The sequence below is a fragment of the Blautia sp. MSJ-19 genome, assembly GCF_018918125.1.
GTDB lineage: Bacteria > Bacillota > Clostridia > Lachnospirales > Lachnospiraceae > Blautia_A.
Genome location: NZ_JAHLQA010000044.1, coordinates 29098 through 54238, shown reverse-complemented (window position 1 = coordinate 54238; position 25141 = coordinate 29098). Strand labels below are relative to the sequence as shown.

General features: G+C 42.4%; 21 protein-coding genes. 14 read left to right on the top strand and 7 right to left on the bottom strand.

Features of this window, described 5'->3' with window-relative positions; all coding sequences use genetic code 11:
• Nucleotides 1-60: 60 nt before the first annotated feature.
• Nucleotides 61-594 (bottom strand): helix-turn-helix domain-containing protein, encoded by a 534-nt coding sequence (locus tag KQI91_RS15245; protein WP_216393599.1) that lies wholly within the window; start codon nucleotides 592-594, stop codon nucleotides 61-63.
• A 210-nt stretch (nucleotides 595-804) separates the two neighbouring features.
• Here KQI91_RS15245 and KQI91_RS15240 point away from each other — a divergent pair, with 210 nt between their 5' ends.
• From KQI91_RS15240 to KQI91_RS15195, 10 genes are all read left to right on the top strand, one after another.
• Nucleotides 805-996, top strand: a complete 192-nt coding sequence (locus tag KQI91_RS15240) for a helix-turn-helix domain-containing protein (protein WP_009243123.1) — start codon at nucleotides 805-807, stop codon at nucleotides 994-996.
• 13 nt (nucleotides 997-1009) lie between these two features.
• A complete protein-coding gene (locus KQI91_RS15235) occupies nucleotides 1010-2041 on the top strand; it encodes a site-specific integrase (protein ID WP_216393598.1) in 1032 nt (343 codons plus the stop codon).
• A gap of 40 nt (nucleotides 2042-2081) precedes the next feature.
• Nucleotides 2082-2252, top strand: a complete 171-nt coding sequence (locus tag KQI91_RS15230) for a hypothetical protein (protein ID WP_165854697.1) — start codon at nucleotides 2082-2084, stop codon at nucleotides 2250-2252.
• A gap of 186 nt (nucleotides 2253-2438) precedes the next feature.
• Nucleotides 2439-3113, top strand: coding sequence for a CHC2 zinc finger domain-containing protein (locus KQI91_RS15225; protein ID WP_044925415.1), 675 nt, complete (start codon nucleotides 2439-2441; stop codon nucleotides 3111-3113).
• Nucleotides 3058-4395: a virulence-associated E family protein gene (locus KQI91_RS15220; RefSeq protein WP_044925412.1), complete on the top strand. Its 1338-nt coding sequence runs from the start codon at nucleotides 3058-3060 to the stop codon at nucleotides 4393-4395. Before KQI91_RS15225 ends, KQI91_RS15220 begins: the two co-directional genes overlap by 56 nt.
• Nucleotides 4396-4512: 117 nt before the next feature.
• The gene (locus KQI91_RS15215) at nucleotides 4513-4740 is read left to right on the top strand and encodes a DUF5348 domain-containing protein (RefSeq protein ID WP_055066584.1); all 228 of its coding nucleotides are present in this window, start codon (nucleotides 4513-4515) and stop codon (nucleotides 4738-4740) included.
• Nucleotides 4741-4983: 243 nt separating this feature from the next.
• Nucleotides 4984-6399, top strand: coding sequence for a plasmid recombination protein (locus KQI91_RS15210; RefSeq protein WP_305855884.1), 1416 nt, complete (start codon nucleotides 4984-4986; stop codon nucleotides 6397-6399).
• 4 nt (nucleotides 6400-6403) lie between these two features.
• Nucleotides 6404-6778: a TnpV protein gene (locus KQI91_RS15205; protein ID WP_044921766.1), complete on the top strand. Its 375-nt coding sequence runs from the start codon at nucleotides 6404-6406 to the stop codon at nucleotides 6776-6778.
• A gap of 88 nt (nucleotides 6779-6866) precedes the next feature.
• Nucleotides 6867-7316 (top strand): MarR family winged helix-turn-helix transcriptional regulator, encoded by a 450-nt coding sequence (locus KQI91_RS15200; RefSeq protein ID WP_044921762.1) that lies wholly within the window; start codon nucleotides 6867-6869, stop codon nucleotides 7314-7316.
• On the top strand, nucleotides 7309-8664 hold the full coding sequence (locus KQI91_RS15195; protein WP_330385184.1) for an MATE family efflux transporter: 1356 nt from the start codon (nucleotides 7309-7311) through the stop codon (nucleotides 8662-8664). Before KQI91_RS15200 ends, KQI91_RS15195 begins: the two co-directional genes overlap by 8 nt.
• Here KQI91_RS15195 and KQI91_RS16505 read toward each other — a convergent pair.
• The 3 genes from KQI91_RS16505 to KQI91_RS15185 form a co-directional block, all read right to left on the bottom strand.
• Nucleotides 8606-8902 (bottom strand): hypothetical protein, encoded by a 297-nt coding sequence (locus KQI91_RS16505; protein WP_330416485.1) that lies wholly within the window; start codon nucleotides 8900-8902, stop codon nucleotides 8606-8608. The genes KQI91_RS15195 and KQI91_RS16505 overlap by 59 nt on opposite strands.
• A complete protein-coding gene (locus KQI91_RS15190; protein ID WP_330654600.1) occupies nucleotides 8899-9606 on the bottom strand; it encodes a recombinase family protein in 708 nt (235 codons plus the stop codon). The genes KQI91_RS16505 and KQI91_RS15190 overlap by 4 nt, the downstream gene beginning before the upstream one ends.
• A 271-nt stretch (nucleotides 9607-9877) precedes the next feature.
• The gene (locus KQI91_RS15185) at nucleotides 9878-10693 is read right to left on the bottom strand and encodes an alpha/beta fold hydrolase (RefSeq protein WP_117943784.1); all 816 of its coding nucleotides are present in this window, start codon (nucleotides 10691-10693) and stop codon (nucleotides 9878-9880) included.
• 540 nt (nucleotides 10694-11233) lie between these two features.
• Between KQI91_RS15185 and KQI91_RS15180 the strand changes: the two genes are divergently transcribed.
• Nucleotides 11234-13531 (top strand): glycoside hydrolase family 3 C-terminal domain-containing protein, encoded by a 2298-nt coding sequence (locus KQI91_RS15180; RefSeq protein ID WP_117943785.1) that lies wholly within the window; start codon nucleotides 11234-11236, stop codon nucleotides 13529-13531.
• A gap of 111 nt (nucleotides 13532-13642) precedes the next feature.
• On the opposite strand, the gene KQI91_RS15175 is transcribed toward KQI91_RS15180, so the two are convergent.
• Together KQI91_RS15175 and KQI91_RS15170 are read right to left on the bottom strand one after the other, a co-directional pair.
• A complete protein-coding gene (locus tag KQI91_RS15175; protein WP_117943786.1) occupies nucleotides 13643-15010 on the bottom strand; it encodes an MATE family efflux transporter in 1368 nt (455 codons plus the stop codon).
• A gap of 21 nt (nucleotides 15011-15031) precedes the next feature.
• Nucleotides 15032-15487 carry a MarR family winged helix-turn-helix transcriptional regulator gene (locus tag KQI91_RS15170; RefSeq protein ID WP_180201242.1) on the bottom strand — a complete coding sequence of 152 codons (456 nt, stop codon included), beginning with the start codon at nucleotides 15485-15487 and terminating at the stop codon, nucleotides 15032-15034.
• Nucleotides 15488-15744: 257 nt separating this feature from the next.
• On the opposite strand from KQI91_RS15170, the gene KQI91_RS15165 reads away from it, so the two are divergent.
• On the top strand, nucleotides 15745-18222 hold the full coding sequence (locus KQI91_RS15165; RefSeq protein ID WP_117998137.1) for a glycoside hydrolase family 2 protein: 2478 nt from the start codon (nucleotides 15745-15747) through the stop codon (nucleotides 18220-18222).
• Nucleotides 18223-18243: 21 nt separating this feature from the next.
• Here the strand turns inward: KQI91_RS15165 and KQI91_RS15160 are convergent, their stop codons facing one another.
• On the bottom strand, nucleotides 18244-19443 hold the full coding sequence (locus KQI91_RS15160; protein WP_117943789.1) for a helix-turn-helix domain-containing protein: 1200 nt from the start codon (nucleotides 19441-19443) through the stop codon (nucleotides 18244-18246).
• 225 nt (nucleotides 19444-19668) lie between these two features.
• On the opposite strand from KQI91_RS15160, the gene KQI91_RS15155 reads away from it, so the two are divergent.
• Both KQI91_RS15155 and KQI91_RS15150 read left to right on the top strand, forming a co-directional pair.
• Complete coding sequence (locus KQI91_RS15155) at nucleotides 19669-22308, top strand: glycoside hydrolase family 3 protein (protein ID WP_117943790.1); 2640 nt, start codon at nucleotides 19669-19671, stop codon at nucleotides 22306-22308.
• Between the two features lie 77 nt (nucleotides 22309-22385).
• Nucleotides 22386-25133, top strand: coding sequence for an alpha-L-rhamnosidase (locus tag KQI91_RS15150; protein WP_117943809.1), 2748 nt, complete (start codon nucleotides 22386-22388; stop codon nucleotides 25131-25133).
• Nucleotides 25134-25141 lie beyond the last annotated feature (8 nt).

Below are 25141 nucleotides of genomic sequence, written 5' to 3'. Positions count from 1 at the left end.
ACTCCCACCCAGACCACCAAAAACTCAGAGCTCATAAGGGCTCTTTTTCTTTTGCAAAAATCATGTCAGATCATATGTCTTGATGGAATTACCTTCAGTGCCCTTCTTAACGATGGTATGACAACCTATTGTAGTTCCCATAGCACGCAGTTTCCATTCTTCCTGGGTAGCGTTCAGCTTATCCAGTTCTTTCTGTCTTTTATCTTCATCTTCAATAGCTAATATTTCAGCTTTTTCCTTTTCATAGACATTTTTAAATTGACACCATTTCCTGAAAAAGTCCTGCATTGTAGGATTTTCGAATGTCAGTGCAACCTTCTGCTCAGGTGTTTCAGCAAGTGAGAGGTTCACCGAATCATCAATAGAAAACAACAGAGAGAGTACATCTCCGACTGTTTCAATATTAAAATCCAGAAAAACACTTACATTTAATCCCAGTGCAGTTGCAATCTTTTCTAACTGATCCGGTTTCGGATTCCGGATTCCCAGTTCATATTTTCTGATTGTTCCTACGTTAATGCCGGACAGCTCGGCTAACTGTATCTGACTGTATCCTCTAAATTCCCGGAATGCCCGGATTTTTTTGCCAACCATAATGCTGCCTCCTTAATAATATTTGTGCTTCTATTCTAGCACAAAAGTGAATGATACAAAAGAGTGAGATTTAACAAATTGCCGATACGCAAGCAATAGGTATGGAATGGAAAAAATAAATTCGCAAATGTTTATTGACAAATTCACAAAAGTGAATTATTATAAGAGAACAACGAAAGAGTCACAAAAGTGACTGGAAAGGAGGACGCTATGAGAACTAATTATATGATGACTGTTGATGATGTCATGGAAGAATTAGGCGTGAAACGCAGTAAAGCATATTCCATTCTGAAGCAGCTTAATGATGAACTGGCAAAGGAAGGATATGTGGCAGTTCGTGGAAAGATTCCACGTCCCTACTGGGAAACAAAATTTTATGGATGCTCTCAGAGAGCAGTGTGAAGGAGGTTTTAAGATGTCAGCTTACAAGGACAAAACACAGGGAACCTGGTATGTGAGCTTCCGCTATATTGACTGGACAGGTAAGAAAACGCAGAAGCTGAAAAGAGGGTTCAAGACAAAGAAAGAAGCATTGAATTATGAAAAGGAATTCATAAGAAAGACTGCAGCGGATATGAAAATGGAGATGAACAGTTTTATTCAAGTCTATTTTGAAGATAAAAAGAATGAACTGAAAGAAAATTCAATCCGTAACAAGCAGCACATGATGAACAAGCACATTGTTCCGTATTTTGGAACAAGAAAAATGAATGAGATCACACCGGCAGAGATTATCCAGTGGCAGAACACCATTCAGGAAAAAGGTTACAGCAAGACTTATGAGCGTATGATTCAGAATCAGTTAAATGCACTGTTTAATCATGCACAGAAAATTTACAATCTGAAGGAAAATCCATGTAAGAAAGTAAAAAAGATGGGGAAATCGGATGCTAATAAGCTGGAATTTTGGACGAAAGCAGAATATGACAGCTTTATCGCCGGGATTGAGCCAGAGAGTGAGGATTATCTGATATTTGAAATCCTGTTCTGGACAGGAATCAGGGAAGGAGAACTTCTGGCATTGAGTCTTTCAGACTTTGATATGAGTGGTAATCTTTTGCATATCAATAAGACTTATAACCGGATCAGGAAAAGAGATGTGATTGATACTCCAAAAACAGAAAATTCAGTCCGTACCATTGATATTCCTAATTTTCTTAAAGAAGAGGTGCAGGAGTATGCGAAGAAGCATTATGGATTTCCGGAAAATCAGCGGTTATTTCCGATTGTGGCGAGAACACTGCAGAAACGGCTTAAGAAGTATGAAGCATTGACCGGTGTAAAACCAATCAGAGTGCATGATATCCGTCACAGCCATGTAGCATATCTGATTTATCAGGGTGTAGAGCCACTGATCATCAAGGAAAGACTGGGGCACAAAGATATTCAGATGACATTAAACACTTATGGTCACCTGTATCCGTCACAGCAAAAAAAAGGTAGCTGAGATGTTGGACAACAAACGTTAAATATGGAGGAAAAGACACATGAAAACAAAGAAAGTAGTCAGAAAAATATTTGATACGCTCAATTATAGTAAGAAGCTGAAGATAAGTTCCATTTTACCGGATCGAGATTCGGATTATGCGATTCTTCTTGAATTAGAGGATGGAAGCAAATTTGAAATTATCATTATCCCAACAAGGAGATTCGTATAAGGAGTGGAACTATGGCTACTAACAGACAAAAAGAAAAAGCCCAGACAAAATATCTGAGCAAGTTCTCTGATAATCAGATTCACTGATATATCATCTTGGCAGATTCAGTATATCACGAATTGAACGATACAACAATTCCCGAATATCTGTTCATCAGAGACTTGTCCGGAGGGGCAGGAGGTAGAAGTGACATTATTTGAACAGGTAAAAGAATGTGTGACAGCCAGACAGGCTGCGGAGCATTACGGGATTAAAGTAAAAAGAAATGGAATGGCGTGTTGTCCGTTTCATAAAGACCGACACCCAAGTATGAAGGCCGATAAAATATATCACTGCTTTGCATGTGGAGTGGGCGGTGATGCGATAGATTTTACAGCAAGGTTATTTGGAATATCACAGTATGAAGCTGCGAAAAAGATGATAGAAGATTTTGGACTGGATATAAAAATCGAAGACAGAAACAAATACAAAAGGATGCACCAAAGCAGGAATACTTTGATATCAAAGAAACCTAAAGTTGTGATGATCAGAGAAAAACTGGAGCAGTGGTTGAAACATGCAACAGACGTGCTGATCAGATATCTGAAATGGATTCAGTTCTGGAAAGAGATTTACAAACCAGAACCAGATGAAGAGTGGCACGAATTATTTACGGAGGCATTGGCAAATGAAAGAAAGATAAATGACTATCTGGACGTGCTGATGTTTGGAACAGGAGAAGAGATTGTAGAGTTTTTCAAGATGAAGAGAAGGGAGGTTGAAAAAATTGAAGAAAGAATTAACGAATATCAGCGAGAAGTCCTTGATGGAATTAGAAGATATTGTGAACGAGGAAATGCTTACAACAGAAGATGTCAATAATATGTTGGAGCATACGGATAAAGGAAGAACAAAGCAGACAATTAGAAATTGTGTAACCGTACTTCAAAATGATCCGGTATTGAAAAAAGCGATTAAACGAAATGAACTTTCTGGAAGGATGGACATTGTAAAAGAGGTTCCCTGGGAGCGGAGGAATAACAGTCCTACGGTTACAGATACTGATGAAAATAATTTGAAGATGTATCTGGAAGAAAATTATGAACTGACAAGTGAGCGTGTGATCAAAGCAGGAATAGATATTGTTTCCAATGAAAATAAATATCACCCAATTAGAGATTATCTGGAGAGTCTGGTCTGGGACGGAATTCCAAGAATAGAAAATATGCTTCCACATTTTCTGGGAGCAGAAAAGAGCAAATATACAATCGGAGTAATGAAAATGCACATGCTGGCAGCGATTTCAAGAATTTATGAACCGGGAATAAAATATGATATTATGTTGTGTTTGGTTGGGAGTCAGGGAGCCGGAAAGTCCACATTTTTCAAATATCTAGCGATAAAAGAAGAATGGTTCAGCGACAATCTGGATCATTTGGATGATGAAAATATTTACAGAAAACTGCAAAATCACTGGATTATCGAAATGGGAGAAATGAAGGCAACTATCACAGCAAAGAATATTGAACAGATAAAATCGTTTCTGAGCAGACAGAAAGAAACTTATAAAGTACCTTATGAAGTTCACCCGGAAGACAGACCGAGACAGTGTGTATTTTGCGGTACTTCAAATGATTTGAATTTCCTTCCGCTGGACAGAACCGGAAACAGAAGATTTGCTCCGGTGATGACAGATATGTCGAAAGCAGAAGTTCATATTCTGGACAATGAGGCAGAGAGCAAAGCCTATATCGAACAGGCTTGGGCAGAGGCAATGGTACTGTATCGACAGGGAAATGTGTTCTTAGGATTTACAAAGGAAATTGAGGAAGAGGCAAAGCGTCTGCAGAAAGAATTTATGCCGGAAGATACCAATGCCGGAATCATACAGGAATTTCTTGATGACTACGATGACGATTATGTATGTACAAGAATTCTGTTCGATGAAGCGCTACATCGAACCGGAGAAATGAAACAGTGGGAAGGTAAAGAAATTGCCAATATTATGAACAATGCGATTGTAGGCTGGAAACCACATGGTACACATCGATTCGGAAAGGAATATGGAATACAGCGGTCATGGAAACGGATGAAAGATTCGGTGAAGAAAGATAAAGACGGATTTATAGAAGTACCGGAACAGTTGGAAATACCGTTTGAGTAAAGATTATTGTAAACGATGTAAACGGAACTTGAAGAAAAAACTTAAAACGTTAACTTTTAAAATCTTTTGAACTCCGTTTACAAATTTCGTTTACAGACTGGAAAGGAGCAGAAAATGATGAAACAGGGAAGATTAGGATATAACAGCAGCAATGGAAGATATGGATTATTATCATCAGATTTATGGATTGATACAGGATTTCACTGCGGAGAAGGACTGGAAGTGCTGGTAGATGATGAATGGGTACAGACCAGAATGGAGATGAATCTGGCAAGAGAATGGTATCTGGTGGGAACACCTTATTGTGGAGATTTGGAATATGTGCAGGCGAGGATACCAGAATAAACAGATCTATGATCCACTTCGGTCGGTGCAGAACAGACGTCCATAAGGACGTTATGCCCCCGGCAGGGCGCAAGGGGACTTTTGATGGACGGTACGGCTGTCGAAAGTGCTTTTGCGTTACTTTTGACAAAAGTAACAAAACCGCCGTATCCGGCGAAAATTTCTTAAATATCGCCATAACTGGCGTAAATAAAAATTATGTGCCATGTCTGGCACTCGAGTAGAAAAGAGGTGAGAAAATTTATGATGAAACGGACAATCAGTGGCATGATCGGAGCCGGTTCACTGGCTCATAACAGACGGGATTTTGTAGCAGAAAATGTAGATCCGGACAGAGTGCAATTGAACATTTGTTATAAGAATGAGAATCTGAAAGAAGTTTATAAGGAACTGTTTGACGATGCTACGGAGAGATACAATGTCGGGAAAAGAAAGGACCGGCAGATTGCAAATTATTATGAAAAAATCCGACAGAGCAAACAGGAAAAGTTGTTCCATGAAGTGATATTCCAGATTGGAAATCGAGAGGATATGGCAGTGGGAACAACAGAAGGAAATCTGGCTGTAAAGGTATTGGACGAATATATGAAAGATTTCCAGAAGCGGAATCCGACACTTCGGGTATTTAGTTGCTATCTGCATCAGGACGAAGCTACTCCACATCTGCATATCGATTTTGTCCCTTATGTGACCAACTGGAAGGGAAAAGGAATGGATACTAGAGTTTCACTGAAGCAGGCATTAAAAAGTCTTGGATTTCAAGGCGGAAATAAGCATGATACAGAACTGAATCAGTGGATAAATCATGAAAAAGAAGTGCTGGCAGAAATCGCAATGCAACGTGGAATTGAATGGGAACAGAAAGGTACACATGAAGAGCATCTGGACGTTTATAATTTCAAGAAAAAGGAACGTAAAAAGGAAGTGCAGGAACTGGAGCAGGAAAAAGAAAATCTGACAGCAGAGAACGAAGGATTGATTTCTCAGATTGCGGACGCAAGGGCAGATATTAAACTACTGGAAGAAGAAAAAATTCAGTTCCAGAAAGATAAAGAAATAGCAGAAAAACGTGCCGAGAACGCAGAAACGGAATTGAAAAAACTGGAGGACAGAAGAGAATTCCTGCAACCGGTGATGGATAATGTCAGTAAGGAAATAAAAGAATATGGAATGATCAAAACATTTTTGCCGGAAGCTACAGCATTGGAACGTGCGGTAACTTATCGGGATAAGAAAATAAAACCCTTGTTCATTGAAATGAAGAATAAAATTGGTGCGATGGCTGTACAGGTTAAAGAACTTACCAGAGAAAGAGATAAGTGGAAAAGTAAGTTTCAGAAGAAAAAGCAGGAGCACGAGAACACTAAAAAGGAACTGGCAGAAGTTCAGAAGGATTATCAGAAATTATCCGGTGAGAAAGAAATTCTGCAGGGAATTGCAGACAGATATAACCGACTTTTACGCATGTTGGGGAAAGATATGGTAGAACGACTGGTGCAGGACGATATCCGGATGCAGGCGGAACTTGAAGCGAAAAAGCAGAAAGAACAAATGCCGAAAAAAATAAGTGATCGCATACCATGGGCGAAAGAACAAAGTGAAGAATACAATGCACAGATAAAAAAGAACAAAGCAAAATACAGAGGAATGGAGTTGTAAGAATATGAAGAAACAGATTTATGATGAAAAGAACGGACTGAGCTACACATTGCATGGAGATTATTATCTGCCGGATCTGGAAATCAATGAGGAAGAACCTACATATGGGAAATATGGAATAATGCGAAAACAGTTTCTGAAGGAACACAGGAGTGCAAGGTATCAGTATCTGGTACTTACCGGGAAATTGACGGAGCATTTGAATCAGGTCGATAAAGAAGCGAGAGAAAAAGTTGAAATGCTGGTGGAACAGATGGCTGAGCAGTGGGGCGTGACAGAAAAACTGAAGATGCAGGATCAGATGGAATGGGTTAGGAAAATGAATAATATTCGTAGCAGAGTAGTAGAGATTATAGATGTAGAATTGATTTGTGTTTAGGAGGACAAAGCGGCAGATATAATGTTAAAAGTAGTTGCGTGCGCACGCATATTGTATTATAATACTGGTGGTTAGGAGGAATATATCTATGAAACTATTAAAATGGCTTTCAGTAACAGACCGATTTTACAAAATCTATTTGGATAAACAGCTTGCCCCCTTTGGAATCAACAACAGCCAATATATGTTTTTGATTAAAATCTGTCGTTCGCCTGGCATTTTACAGGATTCTTTAATTGATATGTTTTATGTTCATCCGAGCAATATTGTACGGACAGTTGCGGCATTAGAAAAGCAGGGAATGATTATGCGTTCCCCAAATGATAAGGATAAGCGGACGTGTAAGCTGTATCCTACGGAACGTGCGCTGTCTGTAATTGATGAGATACAGACGGTATGTGAAAAGACAGAAGCTCTTTTATTGCAAGGCTTCAGGGAATCTGATAAAAACCTCTTTATTGATTTGCTGATTCAGGCAGGTGAAAATATTACAGCGGAACTCCGTATAGAAAGAAAGGGGGATGAATTTAATGACTGAGAATCCCCTAGGATATGAAAAAATTTCAAAACTGTTGAAAGATTTTGCCATTCCCAGTATTATGGCGTCTCTTGTCGGCTCAATCTACAATATTGTGGATCAGATTTTTATTGGTCAAGGGGTCGGTTATCTGGGAAATGCAGCAACCAATGTTGCCTACCCGTTCTCTACCATCTGCCTTGCTATTGCACTGCTGGTTGGAATTGGCAGTGCTTCCCGTGTTTCCCTCTGTCTTGGACGCAAAGAGCCGAAAGCTGCCGCCAAAGCAGCGGGAAATGGTATTGTTCTGATGGGGATTTTCGGAATTATTTATTTATTGGTTGGTGAAGCTTTTCTGTCTTTGCTCCTAAAGGCATTTGGGGCAACGACAGATGTATTTCCATATGCAAAGCAGTATGCCAGCATAACATTGATTGGAATGCCGTTTCTTATTGTAACGAATGGTATGAGCAATTTGATTCGAGCAGATGGAAAACCAAAGTATTCAATGGTTTGCATGGTTATGGGAGCTATTATCAATACCATTCTTGACCCTATTTTTATTTTTGCTTGCGATTGGGGGATTGCCGGCGCAGCTTGGGCAACAGTTATTGGGCAAATTTTTTCCTTCATACTCGCACTCCGTTATCTATGGCGTTTCCAAACAATCCATTTTGAAAAAGAGTCGTTTTTATTGGACATCAAAGAAAGTATGAAAATTTGCAGCATGGGAATCAGCAGCAGCTCAAACCAGATTGCAGTTACCGTGATTCAAATCATTCAGTACAATTCGTTGACTTATTACGGCGCATTAACAAAATATGGAACAGATATTCCCTTAGCTGCTTGCGGAATCGTTATGAAAACAAATGCCATAATCCTTGCGATTGTTGTAGGAATCTCGCAGGGAACACAGCCGATTATCGGCTTCAACTATGGGGCAAGGCAATACCATCGTGTACGGGAGGCTTACCTGCTTGCGGTAAAATGGAACCTTGTTGTTTCCACAATTGCTTTCATCGCATTTCAATTTTTCCCGCAATCTATCATTTCGCTATTCGGAGATGGGAACGAGCTGTATTTTGAATTTGCTGTTTTGTTCATGCGTACCTATCTTTTCATGGTGTTGGTAAATGGTGTGCAGTTGCTTTCTTCCAGTTTTTTTACCGCAATAGGAAAATCGTTAAAAGGTGCTCTGTTGGCATTAACAAGGCAGACCTTTGTGTTGATTCCGCTTACCCTGCTGCTCCCGCTTCGTTTCGGAATTATGGGAGTATTGCTTGCGGGACCTGTTGCTGATTTTTCAGCGTTTATGCTATCTGTTGTACTGGTGGGTATAGAATTAAAAAAACAAAAAAATGACATGTAAACAACAGCCCTATGTGAAAACATTCTTTTTCCGCCGTTAAGTAATCAAGAAGCAAAAACTTAAAAACCGTTGCGATAAATTTTATAAATTCACCACCACAATCTGCGCAAAACATGAGTCCGGTTAACGGATTTGCTTTGCCCTGTGCTATTGGGCGGTGCTTGGTCTCTCTGATTTTCTGAACCACATACCAGGTGTCTTCATCAACAATAGCTTCCTGCGTATCTCTGAATATCATCCAGTCCTCCGGATTAGTATATTGGGAATGCTTGTCTTCGCAAGATAGTAGGATGGACGCTCAACCTTTTCGTTTGTGAGTATTCTGGCAACCTGCATCGGTCCATTCCCTTCAATAATTAACTGGAAAATACGTCTTACCACAGCAGCGGCTTCTTCATCAACAAGCCAGTAGTTGTTATCTTCCGGGTCTTTTTTGTATCCGTAGATGGCATTAGAAGTCAGATGTTTGCCTTCCATACCCTTGTTGCGAAGTACAGACTTGATTTTTCTGCTGGTATCACGCACATACCATTCATTCATAATGTTTAAGAATGGTGCAAATTCATTGGATTCAGAATGTGTGCTGTCAACACCATTGGAAATGGCAATAAAGCGGACGCCTTTTTCTCGGAATAAAACCTCCGTATAAAAGCCTACTTCCAGATAATTTCTGCCGATTCGACTCATATCCTTGACGATAACACATCCGATTTTTCCTTCTTCAATGTCGGCAGTCAACCGCTTCCAATCCGGTCTGTCAAAGTTAGTACCGCTATATCCATCGTCGGTATAGTGTGCAAGGTTCGTAAACCCCTGTTCTTTGGCATACTTTTCAAGCATTTTCTTCTGGTTTACAATGCTGTTGCTGTCCCCATTCAGTTCATTATCTCGTGACAGTCTTTCGTAAAGTGCTGTTATTTTGTTGTTGTCCGGTCTCTTCATAAAATCTCCTTTCCGAGGTAGCAATACCTCTGTGACCGGGCATCTATGGATGAATTTATTCTATCATACAGGGTCACTGCTATATAATCTTGTGATTCGGGAACAGATTTTCTAAAAATGACCATAAAAATGACAGGGCATGTAACCCTGTCATAAAGTTAGAAATTGTTCCTTCACTTATAGGAGAAATTCGAGGGGATAAACGGAACTGTTTTTTTCTAAACAATAGTATGTAAATGTTTACGACAAACTGCGATTTTCCTACGATTCATCATATCTTATTTATCAGTTTTTCTATTAACGAATTCACTTCCTCCGGTGCATCGGTATTTGAATTATGTCCTGCATTTTTAATCCATGCAATAGGAATTCCAGTATTTTTATGCCATGCATTATTGTAACGAATACAAGAACCGGCATGATCTTTTTCTCCACATATCAGTTGAGCCGGACAGTTTATCCTGTATGGAAGATTAGTTTCCATTGCTTCTGCCAATATTCTAAAACCATGACCTGCGATTTTGGCATATCTTTTTTGGTCACCATCGTAGATCATCATAATATCATGCATTAATTTTCTACCATATTCGGATGTAGCCACACCATTTGTTCCCGTTTTCAATAATGATTTCCAAGGATAGTATCTATATACTGGCTCCATTTTTTTCAGAAGCCACAGCTCGATTCCTGTTACATATTTTCTTTGTAAAGGAGCAGAATCAATAGAAATAAATCCTTTCAGCTTGTTGGGAAATAATTCTGCATACGCTTGACCAACATAACCTCCCATGGATTGTCCTATAATCACTGGATACCGAATGTTTTCCAAGCTCAAAATATCATCAAGCCATTTCGCTTTATCCGACAAAGAAAAATTAAATTCAAACGGCCAGGATTTTGCATGACCAGGTGCATCCCATACAAAAACATTATATATGCCTTCAAAGAATTCAATTTGTTTATCAAATAGTCTATGGTCGGCAGTTAAACCTGGAAGGAAAATCAAGGTTGCTTTTTCTGGATCTTGTCCCAGATTTATCCAATAATGAATACATCCACTTTGCGTTTTATATATCTTTTCATTCATTGCAAACACTCTTTCAAATTCAAGTTTTCTTTATTATAGTACTGATTAAAACGTGATACAACATATAAGAAGGACGGGACTAAATAAATGTCCTGTCCATATCATTATGCTATGAATATATCAGTTGTCAGGGCTCCAGCCTATCCGCAAATACAGTTCATAATCACGCTTATCATCAGAAGCTCCATGCGGAAGCGAAACGGCATTTATTATTATGTATATCCGTGTGTGTACCGGGATAAAAAACTGACCTGCCTTGCCTATGCAACGTCGAAAAGTCCGTTAGGGCCATTTACTTATCAGGGGATAATTATTGATAATGCCAAATGCGACCCGAAATCCTGGAATATACACGGAAGCAGAGCCGGGAACCTATGAAATCAAAGTAACCTGTAAAGGAGATGTGGTACTGCATTCCGTGACCATTCAGTAAAGGAAATGCAAACCTATTTTTACAATAAATAACTCAAAACTATAATACGAAAAGAAAAATATATGCTATCTTTATCCAAAAGAGAAAGATTGGCAGGAGGATGAAACATGGAAACAGCAAAAATAAAAGAATTGGTCTCCAGAATGACTCTGGAGGAGAAAGCATCTTTGTGTTCCGGGCTTGATTTCTGGCACACAAAAGGAGTGGAACGTCTCGGAATCCCTTCGGAAATGGTCTCAGACGGACCTCACGGACTCCGCAAGCAGGACGATAAAGCAGACCATTTGGGAATCAACGACAGCATTCAGGCTGTTTGCTTTCCAGCGGGATGTGCAACCGCATCCAGCTTTAACCGTGAGCTGGTGACAAAACTTGGAGAAACACTGGGGGAAGAGTGTCAGGCAGAAAATGTAAGCACAATCTTAGGCCCGGCTATGAACATTAAGCGTTCCCCGCTGTGCGGACGTAATTTTGAATACTATTCAGAGGACCCACTTGTGTCAACGGAAATGGCAGGTGCGCTTGTCCACGGCGTCCAGAGCAAACATATCGGAACAAGTCCGAAGCATTTTATGGCAAATAACCAGGAATATCACCGCTTAACAAGCTCTTCAGAAATGGATGAACGCACCATGCGTGAAATTTACCTTGCTTCTTTTGAAGGAATGGTAAAGAAGGAAAAGCCGTGGACCATTATGAACGCATACAACAAGCTGAACGGCACATACCTTTGTGAAAATAAAGAAATGCTCACAGATGTGCTCCGCAAGGAATGGGGATTTGACGGCTATGTAATGACAGACTGGGGTGCGATGAATGACCGTGTGGAAGCTCTGAAAGCAGGCTGCAATCTGGAAATGCCGTCCTGTGAAGGCGCTACGGATGTGGAAATTGTTGCCGCAGTACAGGACGGAACACTGGATGAATCTGTACTGGACAAGTCCTGTGAAGAATATTTGAATGTTATTTTCAAATATGAGGAAAACAGAGACAAAAACGCGGTATTTCAGCATGAAAAAGACCATGAGACAGCCCGGGAAATCGAAGAGGAGTGTATTGTGCTTCTGAAAAATGAGGATGCGCTTCTCCCGTTGTCCGCAGACAAAAAGGTGGCTTTTATCGGCAAATACGCCGAGGAACCACGCTATCAGGGCGGCGGAAGTTCCCACATCAACAGCTTTAAAACAGAATCTGCAATGGACGCCGTAGAATTTCTCGCAACTGTAAAAAAGGAAAACATCACATTTGCCAAAGGCTTTGATGATGTTGAGGATAAAGTGGATGAAGCATTGGCTGCAAAAGCCGTAGAGGCTGCTGCTAATGCGGATGTGGCGGTAATCTTTGCCGGACTGCCGGACAGCTTTGAATCCGAAGGGTATGACCGGAAGCATCTTGGGATGCCGAACTGCCAGAACGCACTGATTGAAGCGGTGGCGGAAGCACAGCCGAACACCATAGTTGTGCTTCACAACGGCGCTCCGATAGAAATGCCGTGGCTCGGAAAAGTAAAAGCCGTGCTGGAAGCCTACCTGGGCGGACAGGCTGTGGGCGGCGCAGTGGTCAATGTGCTTTACGGAAATGCAAATCCAAGCGGACGATTGGCGGAAACATTCCCACTTCGGATACAGGATACGCCGTGCTATTTGAATTACGGCGGAGAACATGACAAATCGGTTTATTCAGAGGGCGTATTTGTGGGATACCGCTATTACACATCCAAAGAAATGGAAGTCCTGTTCCCGTTCGGATACGGATTGTCTTATACGACCTTTTCTTACGGCAATCTTACGGTGGACAAAAAGGAGTTTAAGGAAAGTGAAAAACTGCTGGTATCCGTAGACGTAACAAATACAGGCGCATGTACAGGAAAGGAAGTCGTACAGCTTTACGTAGCGCCGAAGGGCGGAACAATCATCCGCCCGGTACGGGAGTTAAAAGCATTTGAAAAAACAGAACTTGCACCGGGTGAGACAAAAACCGTCACCTTTGAACTTGACAGCAGAGCCTATGCATACTGGAATACGGAAATCCATGACTGGCATGTGGAGACCGGAGCCTATGAAATCCAGATTTGCCGGAATGCACAGGAAGTGCTTCTGTCAGAGGAAGTACAGGTAGAATCAGAAACCGTCCTGCCGAAAGTGTATACCCTCAATTCCACAATGGGAGAAATCATGGCAGACCCGAAAGGAAAAGCCATATTGGAACAGGCAATGGGTGAAATGGAAGGAATGGACGGCGAGAGTACAGAGGAACAGATGCAGGATGATTCCGGAGTGATCAACGACGAAATGATGGCGGCAATGATGGAAGCCATGCCGCTCAGACAGATGCTGAGTTTTGTACCGGGAGTGACAAAGGAAGCACTGAACCAGCTTGTTGCAGCGCTAAACGCAGCAGAATAAACATACAGATCTACAAAAAAATACCGGAACAGGGGATTCAAGTTTCCTCTGTCCCGGTATTTTTCTAGGACCACCAGGTGTCAGGCATTATTAAATTTCCTAACTCAAAAATTATTTAACAAACAACTCCCGCAGTGCTTTTCGGAATTCGAAGAAGAACAGTACTGCAGTGAATGTGACCGCCAAGAAGTCTGCAATCGGCTCAGCCATATACACAGCCATTGTCTGGTTGCTATGTAAGATTGCCGGCATGATGTAGATCAACGGAATGAGAAGGATGAATTTTCTCATAACTGCAACGATGATCGATGCTTTAGCTCTTCCGATAGATGTAAATGTCATCTGGCAGGCAATCTGGATACCGAACATAAACAGACATGCCAGATAGATGCGCAGCGCTTTTGCAGTAAATGCAAGCAATGTGGCATCGGAGGTGAACATTCCTGCAAATACCTGCGGGAAGATCATGACGCAGAGCCACAGGAAAACGGAGTATGTCAGACTGACCTTCAAAAGAAGTTTAAAGGCAGATTTGACACGATCCACATTTTTGGCTCCGTAGTTGTAGCTGATGATCGGCTGTGAACCTTGTCCGACTCCCTGCAGCGGAAGCATGGCAAACTGCATAACACTTGTCAGGATTGTCATTGCACCAACTGCGATATCTCCACCGTATTTCAAAAGAGAAGAGTTGAAACAAACGGAGATGATACTTTCACTTGCCTGCATCACAAAGATGGAAGAACCGAGAGCGAGTGAAGGCAGGATAATCTTAGACTGAAGTTTCATATTGCAAACTTTCAGTTTCAATGTTGTCTTTTTTCCAAACAGGAACGTCAGAACCCAGATGCAGGAGCAGGCCTGAGAAATAACAGTGGCAAGGGCAGCACCGCGGACTCCGAGTCCAAATCCAAAGATGAAGATCGGATCCAGGATAATATTGGTAACAGCACCGATCAATACGGAGAGCATACCGGTTTTGGCAAATCCCTGAGCTGTGATAAACGCGTTCATTCCAAGTGTGAGTTGTACAAAAAGCGTTCCGATAGCGTAAATGTTCATATAGGAAACAGCATATTCAATCGTGTTCTCACTTGCTCCAAAAGAAAGCAGGAAAGTCCGGTTTCCAATCAGAAGCACGATAGTAAGGATCGCAGATATGATGAGCTGTGTGAGAAAACAGTTGCCGAGGGTTTTCTCAGCAGACTCTGTATCTCTCTGTCCCATGAAAATAGATGCGCGCGGGGCCCCACCGTTTCCGACAAGGGCAGCGAATGCCGCTACGATCATGATCAGTGGCATACAAACACCTACGCCGGTCAGTGCAAGAGCACCTACATTTGGAATGTGACCAATGTAGATACGGTCTACGATATTGTAAAGCATGTTGATCATCTGTGCTGCAACGGTAGGCAGTGCCAGACGCAATAACAATTTACCGATAGGTTCGGTTCCTAAAAAATTCTTGTTCTCGTTCATTTCTCATTCTTCCTTTACAAATTATTTGTCTGAGTTCTGTTGCTGCATTTTGAATGCATTTTTTGCATTTTCCATCAGTTTCCGGTTCAAAAATTCCAGCTGCTCTTCCTCTTCTTTGGAAAAACCATGGAAAAGCTCTGTACGGAATGTCTCCTTTATCGTATCAATCTCATTCGTGATTGGAATTGCATCCGGAAGCAGCTCAAGATGAATCCTTCGCCGGTCATTTTCATCCGGAATCCGTTTCAGTAAAGATTTTTGAATCAGCAGTTCTACAGCCTGAGAGACATTTCCCTTGGAAAGCATCCGTAGTTCTACGATGTCAGCAGCTGTGTCACGACCCGGATTATTATAGAGAAAACTGATGATCGTTGTCTCAATCAATGTCAGCTTATGCCGTCTGCATATTTCTTTCAGCATACATTCGTACAGTTTGTTCAGTTGCCGGAATTGTACAAGAAAATGGGTTGAATTCATTATCCAAAACTCCTTTTGTGTTCAGATACAGAATGATTCGATTGAGTTCAACCAAAATGTATCACAGAACAGTTTTAAATAAAACAGTTCTAAAAAGAACTTTTAATTGTAATCATACGCACAAAAAGAGATTTGTCAAGAATAATTTGAAAAATTGTGTTACAAAATTATAATAATAAATTTATATTTATAATACGGAATACTCTTCAACTGTTAGAATAGTAAAAAAATGAACAAGCTGCATTAGGGAGGTCCGAATGAAAAAAATATCTTTAAACAAGAATTGGCAGTTTGCCAAAGGAACCATAACAATGATGGAGTTAATGATGGGAGACGCAGGAAATATAGAAAATATTGATTTGCCCCATGATGCCATGATTTATCAGGAAAGAACTCCGGCAACTGCGAATGCACATCAGACAGGATTTTATCCGGGCGGTGAATATACATACATGAAAAAGTGGGAGATTCCGGAAGCGTGGAGGGGATGTACAGTTGTTTTGGAATTTGAAGGTGTTGCAGATACCTGCCGTATTTATATGAACGGGGATCTTGTAACAGAGCATGTGAATCCATATACAGGTATTTTTGCAGACGTCAGCGGTTATCTGAAGTATGGCCAGGAAAATGAACTGAAAGTAGAAGTATGCAGTATAGAGCAGTCCAGCCGTTGGTATAGTGGTGCGGGGTTATACCGTTCTGTGTATGCATGGGTGGGAAAGACTGTGCATATTCCTGCCCAGGGGGTGCGTGTTACAACAAGAGAAGCTGACTGTGAGGCGGCAGTCGTGGAAGTAGAGGTTCCAATCTGTAATCGGGGAATGGTTTCCGAAACGGTACAGGTGGAAATTACATTGACCGGACCGAATGGGGCAGAAGCAGCCGCAGAGCACATACCGGTAACTGTTTTTGGAGAAAGCACGCAGATGTGCTGTCAGTGTTTGCTTGTAGAGCATCCTGCATTGTGGAGTGATGAAACACCAAATCTATACTCCTGCCGGATTACAATTTCTGAGGATGAAAATCCGATAGACAGTGTAAATATTTCAACAGGAATCCGTACACTTCGGCTGAATGCAAAACATGGTCTGTTGGTGAACGGTAAACCAACGAAACTGAGGGGGACTTGTATTCACCATGATAATGGGATTATCGGAGCGGCAACATTTCCAGATGCGGAGTATCGGCGTTGCCGCCAGATGAAGGAAGCCGGATTTAACGCTCTTCGAAGTGCACATCATCCGATGAGTAAGGCAATGCTGGATGCCTGTGATAAGCTGGGCGTGTTGGTGATGGATGAACTGAGTGATATGTGGACTCGGACAAAGAATCCCCATGACTATGCAAATTATTTTCCGACACATTGGAAGCAGGATGTGTGGGACATGGTGGAAAAAGACTATAATCATCCATGCGTGATTTTGTACTCGACCGGAAATGAGATTCCGGAGGCGGGCACTCAAAAAGGGGCAGAATGGAATCGGAGGATTCATGCAGAAATGAAACGGCTGGATGCCACACGCTATACGACGAACGGAATCAATGGTCTGATGGCAGGAAATGACCGAATGGGCGAAATTATGTGCCAGGCTACAGGGATGACTCCGGAGCAGCTTGAAGCGATGCAGCAGCCGGATGAGCAGAAGCGTGGAGGCGCAGATGAAATCAATGGGATGGCTGAGGTTATGGTGGGACCGCTGGCAGATGCGATTGCCACCAGTCCGATTCTGGAAGAAATGATAGGAGAATTTGCTGCGGCAAATGACATTGCCGGATATAATTATCTGACGGCATTACATGAAGAAGATCACATACGTCATCCGAATCGGGTTGTGCTTGGCACAGAGACTTTTCCGGCGGACATTGTTCATTTGTGGGATATCGTAAAGCGCAATCCACATGTGTTAGGAGACTTTACATGGACCGGATATGATTATCTGGGAGAGGCCGGATGCGGTATATTCCATTATAATGGAGGAGTGAATTTTTCAGCGCATTGGCCGGACAGACTGGCAGGTATCGGTGACATTGATATTCTTGGTGATCGTAAACCAATCAGTTATCTACGGCAGGCAGTATTTGGAATTGGCCATGCACCATCTATCGGTGTACTTCGGATGGATAAGGCAGGAATTGAAGTCGGAAAAACACCGTGGATGTGGAAGGATAACCTTGCAAGCTGGACATGGCCGGGATATGAAGGGGAAACAGCAAGTGTGGATGTTTATGCCAATGCAGATGAGGCAGAACTGTTCTTGAATGGGGAAAGTCTGGGACGAAAGTCGATTGGCGGAGTATATGTTGTGACGTATGAGGTACCTTATCATCCGGGAAAGCTAGAGGCAGTCAGTTATCTGAACGGAGTGGAGGCAGGCCGGGCTGTCTTACAGACAGCAGGGAAAGCGGTGAAGCTTAAGGTTGAAGCCGACCGGAATGAACTTCCTGCTGACGGAGAAAGTCTTACTTTCGTAAAAATCAGACTGGAAGACGCAGCAGGAAATTTCAATCGTCGGGAAAGTGCAGCAGTTACAATTAAAGTAGAGGGATGTGCTGCATTGCAGGGATTCGGAAGTGCAGACCCGAGCTGCGAAGGAAGTTACCAGTCTCATACATGGAATACCTATGACGGCAGTGTAATGGCAGTAATCCGGGCTGCAAAATGTTCGGGGAAGGCAGTCGTAACCATTTCAGCGGTAAATTTTGCAGAAGAAAAACTCGTTCTGAACATCAAATAGAAAGATGCCCCGCCTGGTATATTAGTAGATTTTGTGGGTCTGATTCCGATACTGTGTCGGAGTCAGACCATATTTTTTCTTAAATACAGTCTGAAAGTAAGACTGACTGGAAAAACAAAGATAGTTACTGATTTCGCTTAATGTCTTATCCGAATATGTCAGGAGACTTTTTGCCTCTTCCAGCTTACACCGCATAATGAAGCTGCAGACATCGAAGCCGAGCTCTTTTTTGAACTTGTTTGTCAAATAAGAGCGGCTTCTTCCGATATGCTCAGCTACATCGCCAACCTGAATGGATTCGTTGATGTGGTGAGTAATAAACTGAATACACTCAAATATTTCCAGAGACATTCCCTGAGGAATTTTATTTTGCGAAACCCGTTCCGTAAAATCAATCAGCATAGAATAAGACAAGGTTTCAATGTGGGAAATATTCTGCAGCTTTTCACATTCACGGATATATACATCGGCAAGCTGGTAAGCCTGTTCCATATCCATTCCTCCGGCAATGGCACTTCTTGTAACAATTGCAACAGTTGTAATGAAAACATTCTTTTCCTGCCGGAGGGAGTTGTCAGCCATAAGACCACCCGATAATTCGGAGGGGGTGTTTAACAATGTTTTCATTTTTTCGACGTCTCCATTTTGAATATACTGCAGAAGTTTCTGTTCAAACTGGTAGGTATTATGAAAATGCTGTTCTTCCTTTGCATTCATCACCTGATTGGAATGTACATTGGAAAACTCGCTGATGCTGCTTGTGTTTTCCAGATTAAAATGCTGTCCAACAGAAATATATTCATCGTTGAAACACAGGTGAAGCCAGGCAAGTGTCTGGAGAAACTGGTTAAAGGAAATCTGAGGAATATTGACCAGAAATTGGAGTATATCCGGTTTGTGTTCCTGACTGATTGCCCATTCCTGCATGAAAGTGCGAAGTGTAAGATCTGAAATAGGTGTGCTGAATACAGGGCCAATGATGATTACGCAATCAGCATGCTCCGGCTTTATATAACCATAATAGCCGAAGGACTGCGAGATAAAATAGTCCGGGTTTTTTGTGAAATGTCGGAAACCGGACAGGATGCCTTTAAAAACAGACGGATCTTCCAAAATCGAAGGAAAGGAACAGTCATTGTCGGGTGAAGCGTGGTAATAGCCAATCGGTATGGAGGTTGATGCATAAAATAATTCACAAAATGCCTTTAAATCAGTAATCATGGAAGACTCCTCCAGGTAAAACCGTACTTTTAAACTCTCTTTGAAATGGATGTAATACTAATTATAAGGTGTTCTATTTATAAAAACAAGGACAAAATTGAAATATTGTAATCAATATTGTAATACAAAAATTATATGGTTTGATATTTTATAGATAACTCGTAACTGTGAGGGTACTGAACAGTTACGATAACTCAATGAAAGTATTTAAAAGGAGAACTCAACATGGGAATGGAAGATTTTTGGGAACAGCTTCCGACAGGAAAAGAAGATAAACCATTGCTTTTTGAAATGGGACCGCTGGAGTACGATTTTCATGATATTGACGGATTGTATTTTATGCTGGATCGTCGACTATCCGGCTGTCTGCTTATGATGTGGGCAAAGCCGATGAATCCGGATATTCAGGGAACCGTCACCTTAGATAGCAGGGTGGTATCCGGCTGTATCAACCAATATATGGAAGTTATGGGAAATATGTGGGTGCTTGGAATTCCGCTTCGGGGACTTGTGACAGAGTACGGTCGGGAATATCAACTTCACGTGGAAGGTTTTGTGGACATGGATGGGAATGAGATGAATCCGCAGGATTTTACGGTCAGAGGTGTGGAAAAAGTGAAACCGAAGCCGGAAGATGCAGCACATGAACAGATTGCACTGGAAGCCGCCAGGGAGGGAATCGTTCTTTTGAAAAATGAGGCGGAAGTTCTTCCACTGAAGAAGGGAACGGTATTGAATCTGTTTGGCAGAGGTATTCACGAATTTCGTATCGGAGCAGTGGGGGCAGGCAAAATCAATCCTCGCTACAGTGTTAATTTTGTGGAGGCTGTCAGGGAAGGAGAAGCTTATTCACTGAATGAAGAACTGGTTGAATTTTACGGCTGTGACAGGGATGAGATACCGGAGGACGAGATGTTGATGCGTGCAAAGAAATTGTCCGATACGGCAATCGTGTTCCTGACACGTGCAGCAGGAGAAAACCAGGATGCTTCCACGGCGAAAGGGGAATACTATCTGAGCGAGGCTGAAGAAGCACTTATTGCAAAAGTAACGGATACATTTGCAAAGACAATTGTGGTTTTAAATGTCGGATATCCGATTGATGTGACATTTGCAGAAAAGTATGCAGTTGCAGGACTTATATATTCGGGATTTGGTGGAATGCTTGCAGGACCGGCACTTTCGGATATCCTGAGCGGGGCTGTAAATCCGTCAGGGAAGCTGCCGGATACATGGGCAAAGGATTATTTTGATATTCCGTCGTCGAAAAATTTCTATGACTGTGTAGATAAAACACGTCTGACAGCAGATGAAAATATATATGTGGATACTTGTTACGAGGAAGACATTTATGTGGGATATCGTTATTTTACAACATTCAGGAAAAAAGTGGCGTATCCGTTTGGCTACGGATTAAGTTATACAGAGTTTTGTATCAGGCAGGAGAATATTCGATTTGACGGGGAAGTACTGGAACTGGATGTATATGTGAAGAATGTCGGGGAAAAAGCCGGAAAAGAAGTTGTTCAGGTTTATGTAGGCAAACCGGAATCAGAACTGGAGCAGCCGGAAAAAGAACTGGTATTCTTTGAAAAAACAAAGGAACTGCTTCCGGGAGAGGAACAGAAGATTCCTGTTCATGTTCCGGTGAAAGTATTGACTTCATATTCGGAAGAAAAAGCGGCGTATATTTTATCAAAAGGATATTACCGTATTTATGTGGGAAACAGTATTGAAGCAGCGGAATGCGGCGGATTCGACGAAGAAGAAACAAGAATAATCAAACAGGTAACCAATCTGCTTTGCTGCGATTACAAATTTACAAGATTATCCAAAACAAATCCGGATGATACATGGCCGACAGGAGCGCATTCCGGAGTGGTCAAAAATAAGTTGACATTTTTGCCTTATGAGAAGAGGAAACATTATCCTGCAAAGTTTGATATGGAGAAACCGGAAGAGAAGGTAACATTTGATGCTGTAAGAAAAAATCCGTCACGTGCGGCTGAGTTTGTGGCACAGATGTCACCGGAGGAACTTGCCCGCATCAGCATCTGTGCCTCGGCAGGGTGGGGAATGGAAGGTATCGGTGAGGCAGGTCGTGTATTTCAGACAGAAGGATATGATTTGCCGGACTTTCCGGTGAGCGATGGAAACAGCGGAGTCAATCTGAACATCAAAAATATTGGAATGCCGTCAGGCGTTACAATCTGTGCTTCGTTCAATAAAGAATTATCGGAAGCAATCGGGTGTGTAATCGGGGAAGAAGCGAAGGCATTGGGCATGCCGCTGGTTCTTGCACCAGCATTTAATATTCACAGAAATCCGCTAAATGGACGACAGCCGGAATATTTTTCGGAAGATCCGTATTTGTCCGGTGTCATGGCCGGATTTTATGCAAAAGGATTGGAAGGAGCCGGGATCGGAAGCTGCTATAAACATTTTATCGGGAACAACTGTGAATCTTCCAGAAAGCGAAATCAGAGTCTGATTTCCGAACGTGCAATCCGGGAAATTTATTTCCGAACTTTTGAATATGCGATGGATGTTCATATGCCAGCCAGCTTTATGACGGCGTATAATGCGGTAAACGGCTGCCCGACAGCAGCGGATGAAGAACTTCTACAGGGGCTTCTCAGAGAAGAAAATGGGTTTGCCGGTTTTGTAATGACGGATTGGACAACCTATGACAGTGTAGATGTGGCAGCAATGGTACAGGCGGGAAACTGCTGGATTACGCCGGGCTCTAATGATGATACATATACCGGTCAGATAAAGAAAGGATTGGAGAACGGTACCATAGACATGGCAAGACTTCAGGAGAATGTTACCGCTCTGATTCGTACAATGGCAAAATTTTCGTAACTGTTCAGTACCCTCACAGTTACAAATTTTCATAGAATAGAAAGAATCAGAAAAACAAAAAGAGAGAGGAAATGCATATGATTCGTGATTTGACAATAGAATACAGAAAAAATCCGATAGGAATCGATGAGAAACCACGTTTCTCATGGAAGTTGGAGAGTGAAAAGCAGGATGTTGTGCAGACAAACTACCAGATTCAGGTTGTCAGCGGAGGCCGGCTTATGTGGGACAGCGGCCGGGTGAAAAGCGACCAATCCGTTCTGGTGCCATATAAGGGTGCTGCATTGAAAGAGATGACTGTTTATCAGGTGCAGGTCAGTGTATGGGATAATTACGGAGAGCTGGGACAGGTGACAGGAAACTTTGAAACCGGTTTGATGAGAGAAGAAAACTGGAATGCAAAATGGATTACCCATACACTTCCGGCTGAAGAGACTGCATGTCCGGTATTTGTCCGCAGCTTTTCTCTGGACAGACCAGTGAAGAGAGCAAGGCTGTATGCGACTGCCTGTGGTGTATATGAGGCATTTATTAACGGAAGGAAAACAGGAGACTTGTTCCTGGCTCCGGGCTGGACATCTTATCATCACCGACTGCAGTATCAGACTTATGATATTACGGAACTCCTGGAAAAAGATAATGAGATTACGGTTACTGTAGGAAACGGGTGGTATAAGGGAGAACTCGGGTTTGATGCAAGACCAAATCTTTACGGCGACAGAACGGCTTTGCTGGCAATGGTGCGTATCGAGTACGAAGACGGGGAAATTATCTGCATCGGCACTGATACGGACTGGCATGTGGAAACAGGAGAAATTCTGTTTTCCGAGATTTATCACGGTGAGATACAGGATTATACAAAAGAAAGAAGGCAGGTAGGAAAGGCAGTTCTGTTTGAACATACGGATGATATCGGGCAGATTGTGGCGCAGGAATCCGAGCCGGTCCGGGTAACGAAACGGTTTGATGTAAAGGAAAGGATCGTGACTCCAAAAGGAGAATTGGTGTTTGATTTCGGACAGAATATGGCAGGACTGGTAGAAATACGACTTCCAAAACTTATTGGAGACAGATTAGTTATTCGATATGCAGAAACACTGGATAAAGATGGAAACTTCTATACAGAGAATCTGCGGACGGCAAGATGTACAGATACATTCGTATACGGAGAAAAGCAGGTGGGAATGCTTGTGATGCCGCACTTCACTTTCCACGGATTCCGTTATATTTGTGTGGAAGGCGCAGGAACGGAAACAGAGGCATCGGATTTTACGGCATGTGCAATGCACACAGACATGCAGCCGACAGGAACATTCACATCCGACAACACGTTGGTTAACCAACTGCAGAGTAATATACAGTGGGGACAGAGAGGCAACTTCCTCGATGTTCCGACAGACTGCCCACAGAGAGATGAACGGTTGGGCTGGACCGGAGATGCACAGGTATTCTGTGGCACAGCCTCCTATAATTTCCACACGGCATTATTTTTCCGAAAATGGCTGCGGGATATGGCAGCAGAGACCACTCCGGAGTGGGGCGTACCTCATGTTGTTCCGAATATTCTCGGAAATCAGGCGGGAGCAGCGGCATGGAGCGATGCTGCGACAATCATTCCGTGGACGATTTATAAGGTTTACGGGGATAAAGAGATGCTTGCGGAGCAATTCCCGATGATGAAGAACTGGGTGGATTATATACATGCGAGAGTCTCGAAAAACGGATTGTGGCAGAGTGGATTCCAGTATGGAGACTGGCTGGCGCTGGACATAGAATCCGGAAGCACCGACCGGACAGGCGGAACGGACAAATATCTGGTGGCAAATGCTTATTACGCATATTCGACCAGGATTGTGCGGGATGCTGCGGATGCATTGGGGTATGCAGAGGAAGCAAAAGCATACGGTGACTTATATGAAAAAATAGTAGAAGCCATTCATGTGGAATACGTGACAAGAAGCGGACGAATGGTCAGTGAGACACAGACAGCCTGTGTGCTGATGCTGTACTTTGACTTGATAAAACCGGAATTTCGTAATCGGATTTTGGAGACATTGGAGTTAAATATCGGGGCACACCATAATCATCTGACGACAGGTTTTGTGGGTACACCGTATCTGTGTCATTGTTTGTCAGAAAACGGTCTTCACGGGTTGGCGGATGAAATCTTTATGAAAGAGGATTTTCCGGGCTGGCTCTATGCAGTAAAGAAAGGCGCAACGACAATCTGGGAGCGTTGGAATTCCATTCTGCCAAATGGGGATTTTGACGAATCAGGTATGAACTCCCTGAACCATTATGCGTACGGTTCGATTGGAAGCTGGTTGTACGAAAAAGTTGCAGGAATACGCTGTATGGAACCGGGATATAAGAAAATACGGATTCAGCCGACGCTGACAAAGGGAATGACAGAGGTGTCCGCAGCTTATGAATCCATATATGGAACAATCGTAAGTGCATGGAGCTGTAGAGAAGGAAAAATCTGTGTGGATGTGCAGATTCCGGTGAATACAACGGCTGTTATCCAGCTTCCGGAGAAAGAAGCGGAATTTACGGTTGGTTCCGGCAGATATCATTACGAGTACAAAACGGATACAAATCTGAAATTCGAGAAATATTCGTTGGAGTCAACACTCGGAGAGTTGGTCGCCGAAGAACTTGGCCGCAATATGTTTGAAGAAATGATGCCGGGAATGCTGGAAGACCCGCTGATTCAGTTTGCATTGTCCATGACCATATCCGATCTGCTTGTGCAAGATGCGCAGGCAAAGCCAATGTATCTGGCAGTCATTGATGCGCTGAACGCTACAAATTCAAAATTATAAAAATTAAG

What these genes read in the sequence shown, in the direction of transcription:
- KQI91_RS15155 (WP_117943790.1), top strand. Translation starts at nt 19,669, where the DNA reads ATGGGAATGGAAGATTTTTGGGAACAGCTTCCGACAGGAAAAGAAGAT.
- KQI91_RS15215 (WP_055066584.1), top strand. Translation starts at nt 4,513, where the DNA reads ATGAAACAGGGAAGATTAGGATATAACAGCAGCAATGGAAGATATGGA.
- KQI91_RS15200 (WP_044921762.1), top strand. Translation starts at nt 6,867, where the DNA reads ATGAAACTATTAAAATGGCTTTCAGTAACAGACCGATTTTACAAAATC.
- KQI91_RS15245 (WP_216393599.1), bottom strand. Translation starts at nt 594, where the DNA reads ATGGTTGGCAAAAAAATCCGGGCATTCCGGGAATTTAGAGGATACAGT.
- KQI91_RS15190 (WP_330654600.1), bottom strand. Translation starts at nt 9,606, where the DNA reads ATGAAGAGACCGGACAACAACAAAATAACAGCACTTTACGAAAGACTG.
- KQI91_RS16505 (WP_330416485.1), bottom strand. Translation starts at nt 8,902, where the DNA reads ATGATATTCAGAGATACGCAGGAAGCTATTGTTGATGAAGACACCTGG.
- KQI91_RS15235 (WP_216393598.1), top strand. Translation starts at nt 1,010, where the DNA reads ATGTCAGCTTACAAGGACAAAACACAGGGAACCTGGTATGTGAGCTTC.
- KQI91_RS15230 (WP_165854697.1), top strand. Translation starts at nt 2,082, where the DNA reads ATGAAAACAAAGAAAGTAGTCAGAAAAATATTTGATACGCTCAATTAT.
- KQI91_RS15195 (WP_330385184.1), top strand. Translation starts at nt 7,309, where the DNA reads ATGACTGAGAATCCCCTAGGATATGAAAAAATTTCAAAACTGTTGAAA.
- KQI91_RS15205 (WP_044921766.1), top strand. Translation starts at nt 6,404, where the DNA reads ATGAAGAAACAGATTTATGATGAAAAGAACGGACTGAGCTACACATTG.
- KQI91_RS15240 (WP_009243123.1), top strand. Translation starts at nt 805, where the DNA reads ATGAGAACTAATTATATGATGACTGTTGATGATGTCATGGAAGAATTA.
- KQI91_RS15185 (WP_117943784.1), bottom strand. Translation starts at nt 10,693, where the DNA reads ATGAATGAAAAGATATATAAAACGCAAAGTGGATGTATTCATTATTGG.
- KQI91_RS15150 (WP_117943809.1), top strand. Translation starts at nt 22,386, where the DNA reads ATGATTCGTGATTTGACAATAGAATACAGAAAAAATCCGATAGGAATC.
- KQI91_RS15165 (WP_117998137.1), top strand. Translation starts at nt 15,745, where the DNA reads ATGAAAAAAATATCTTTAAACAAGAATTGGCAGTTTGCCAAAGGAACC.
- KQI91_RS15180 (WP_117943785.1), top strand. Translation starts at nt 11,234, where the DNA reads ATGGAAACAGCAAAAATAAAAGAATTGGTCTCCAGAATGACTCTGGAG.
- KQI91_RS15220 (WP_044925412.1), top strand. Translation starts at nt 3,058, where the DNA reads ATGGAATTAGAAGATATTGTGAACGAGGAAATGCTTACAACAGAAGAT.
- KQI91_RS15210 (WP_305855884.1), top strand. Translation starts at nt 4,984, where the DNA reads ATGATGAAACGGACAATCAGTGGCATGATCGGAGCCGGTTCACTGGCT.
- KQI91_RS15160 (WP_117943789.1), bottom strand. Translation starts at nt 19,443, where the DNA reads ATGATTACTGATTTAAAGGCATTTTGTGAATTATTTTATGCATCAACC.
- KQI91_RS15175 (WP_117943786.1), bottom strand. Translation starts at nt 15,010, where the DNA reads ATGAACGAGAACAAGAATTTTTTAGGAACCGAACCTATCGGTAAATTG.
- KQI91_RS15170 (WP_180201242.1), bottom strand. Translation starts at nt 15,487, where the DNA reads ATGAATTCAACCCATTTTCTTGTACAATTCCGGCAACTGAACAAACTG.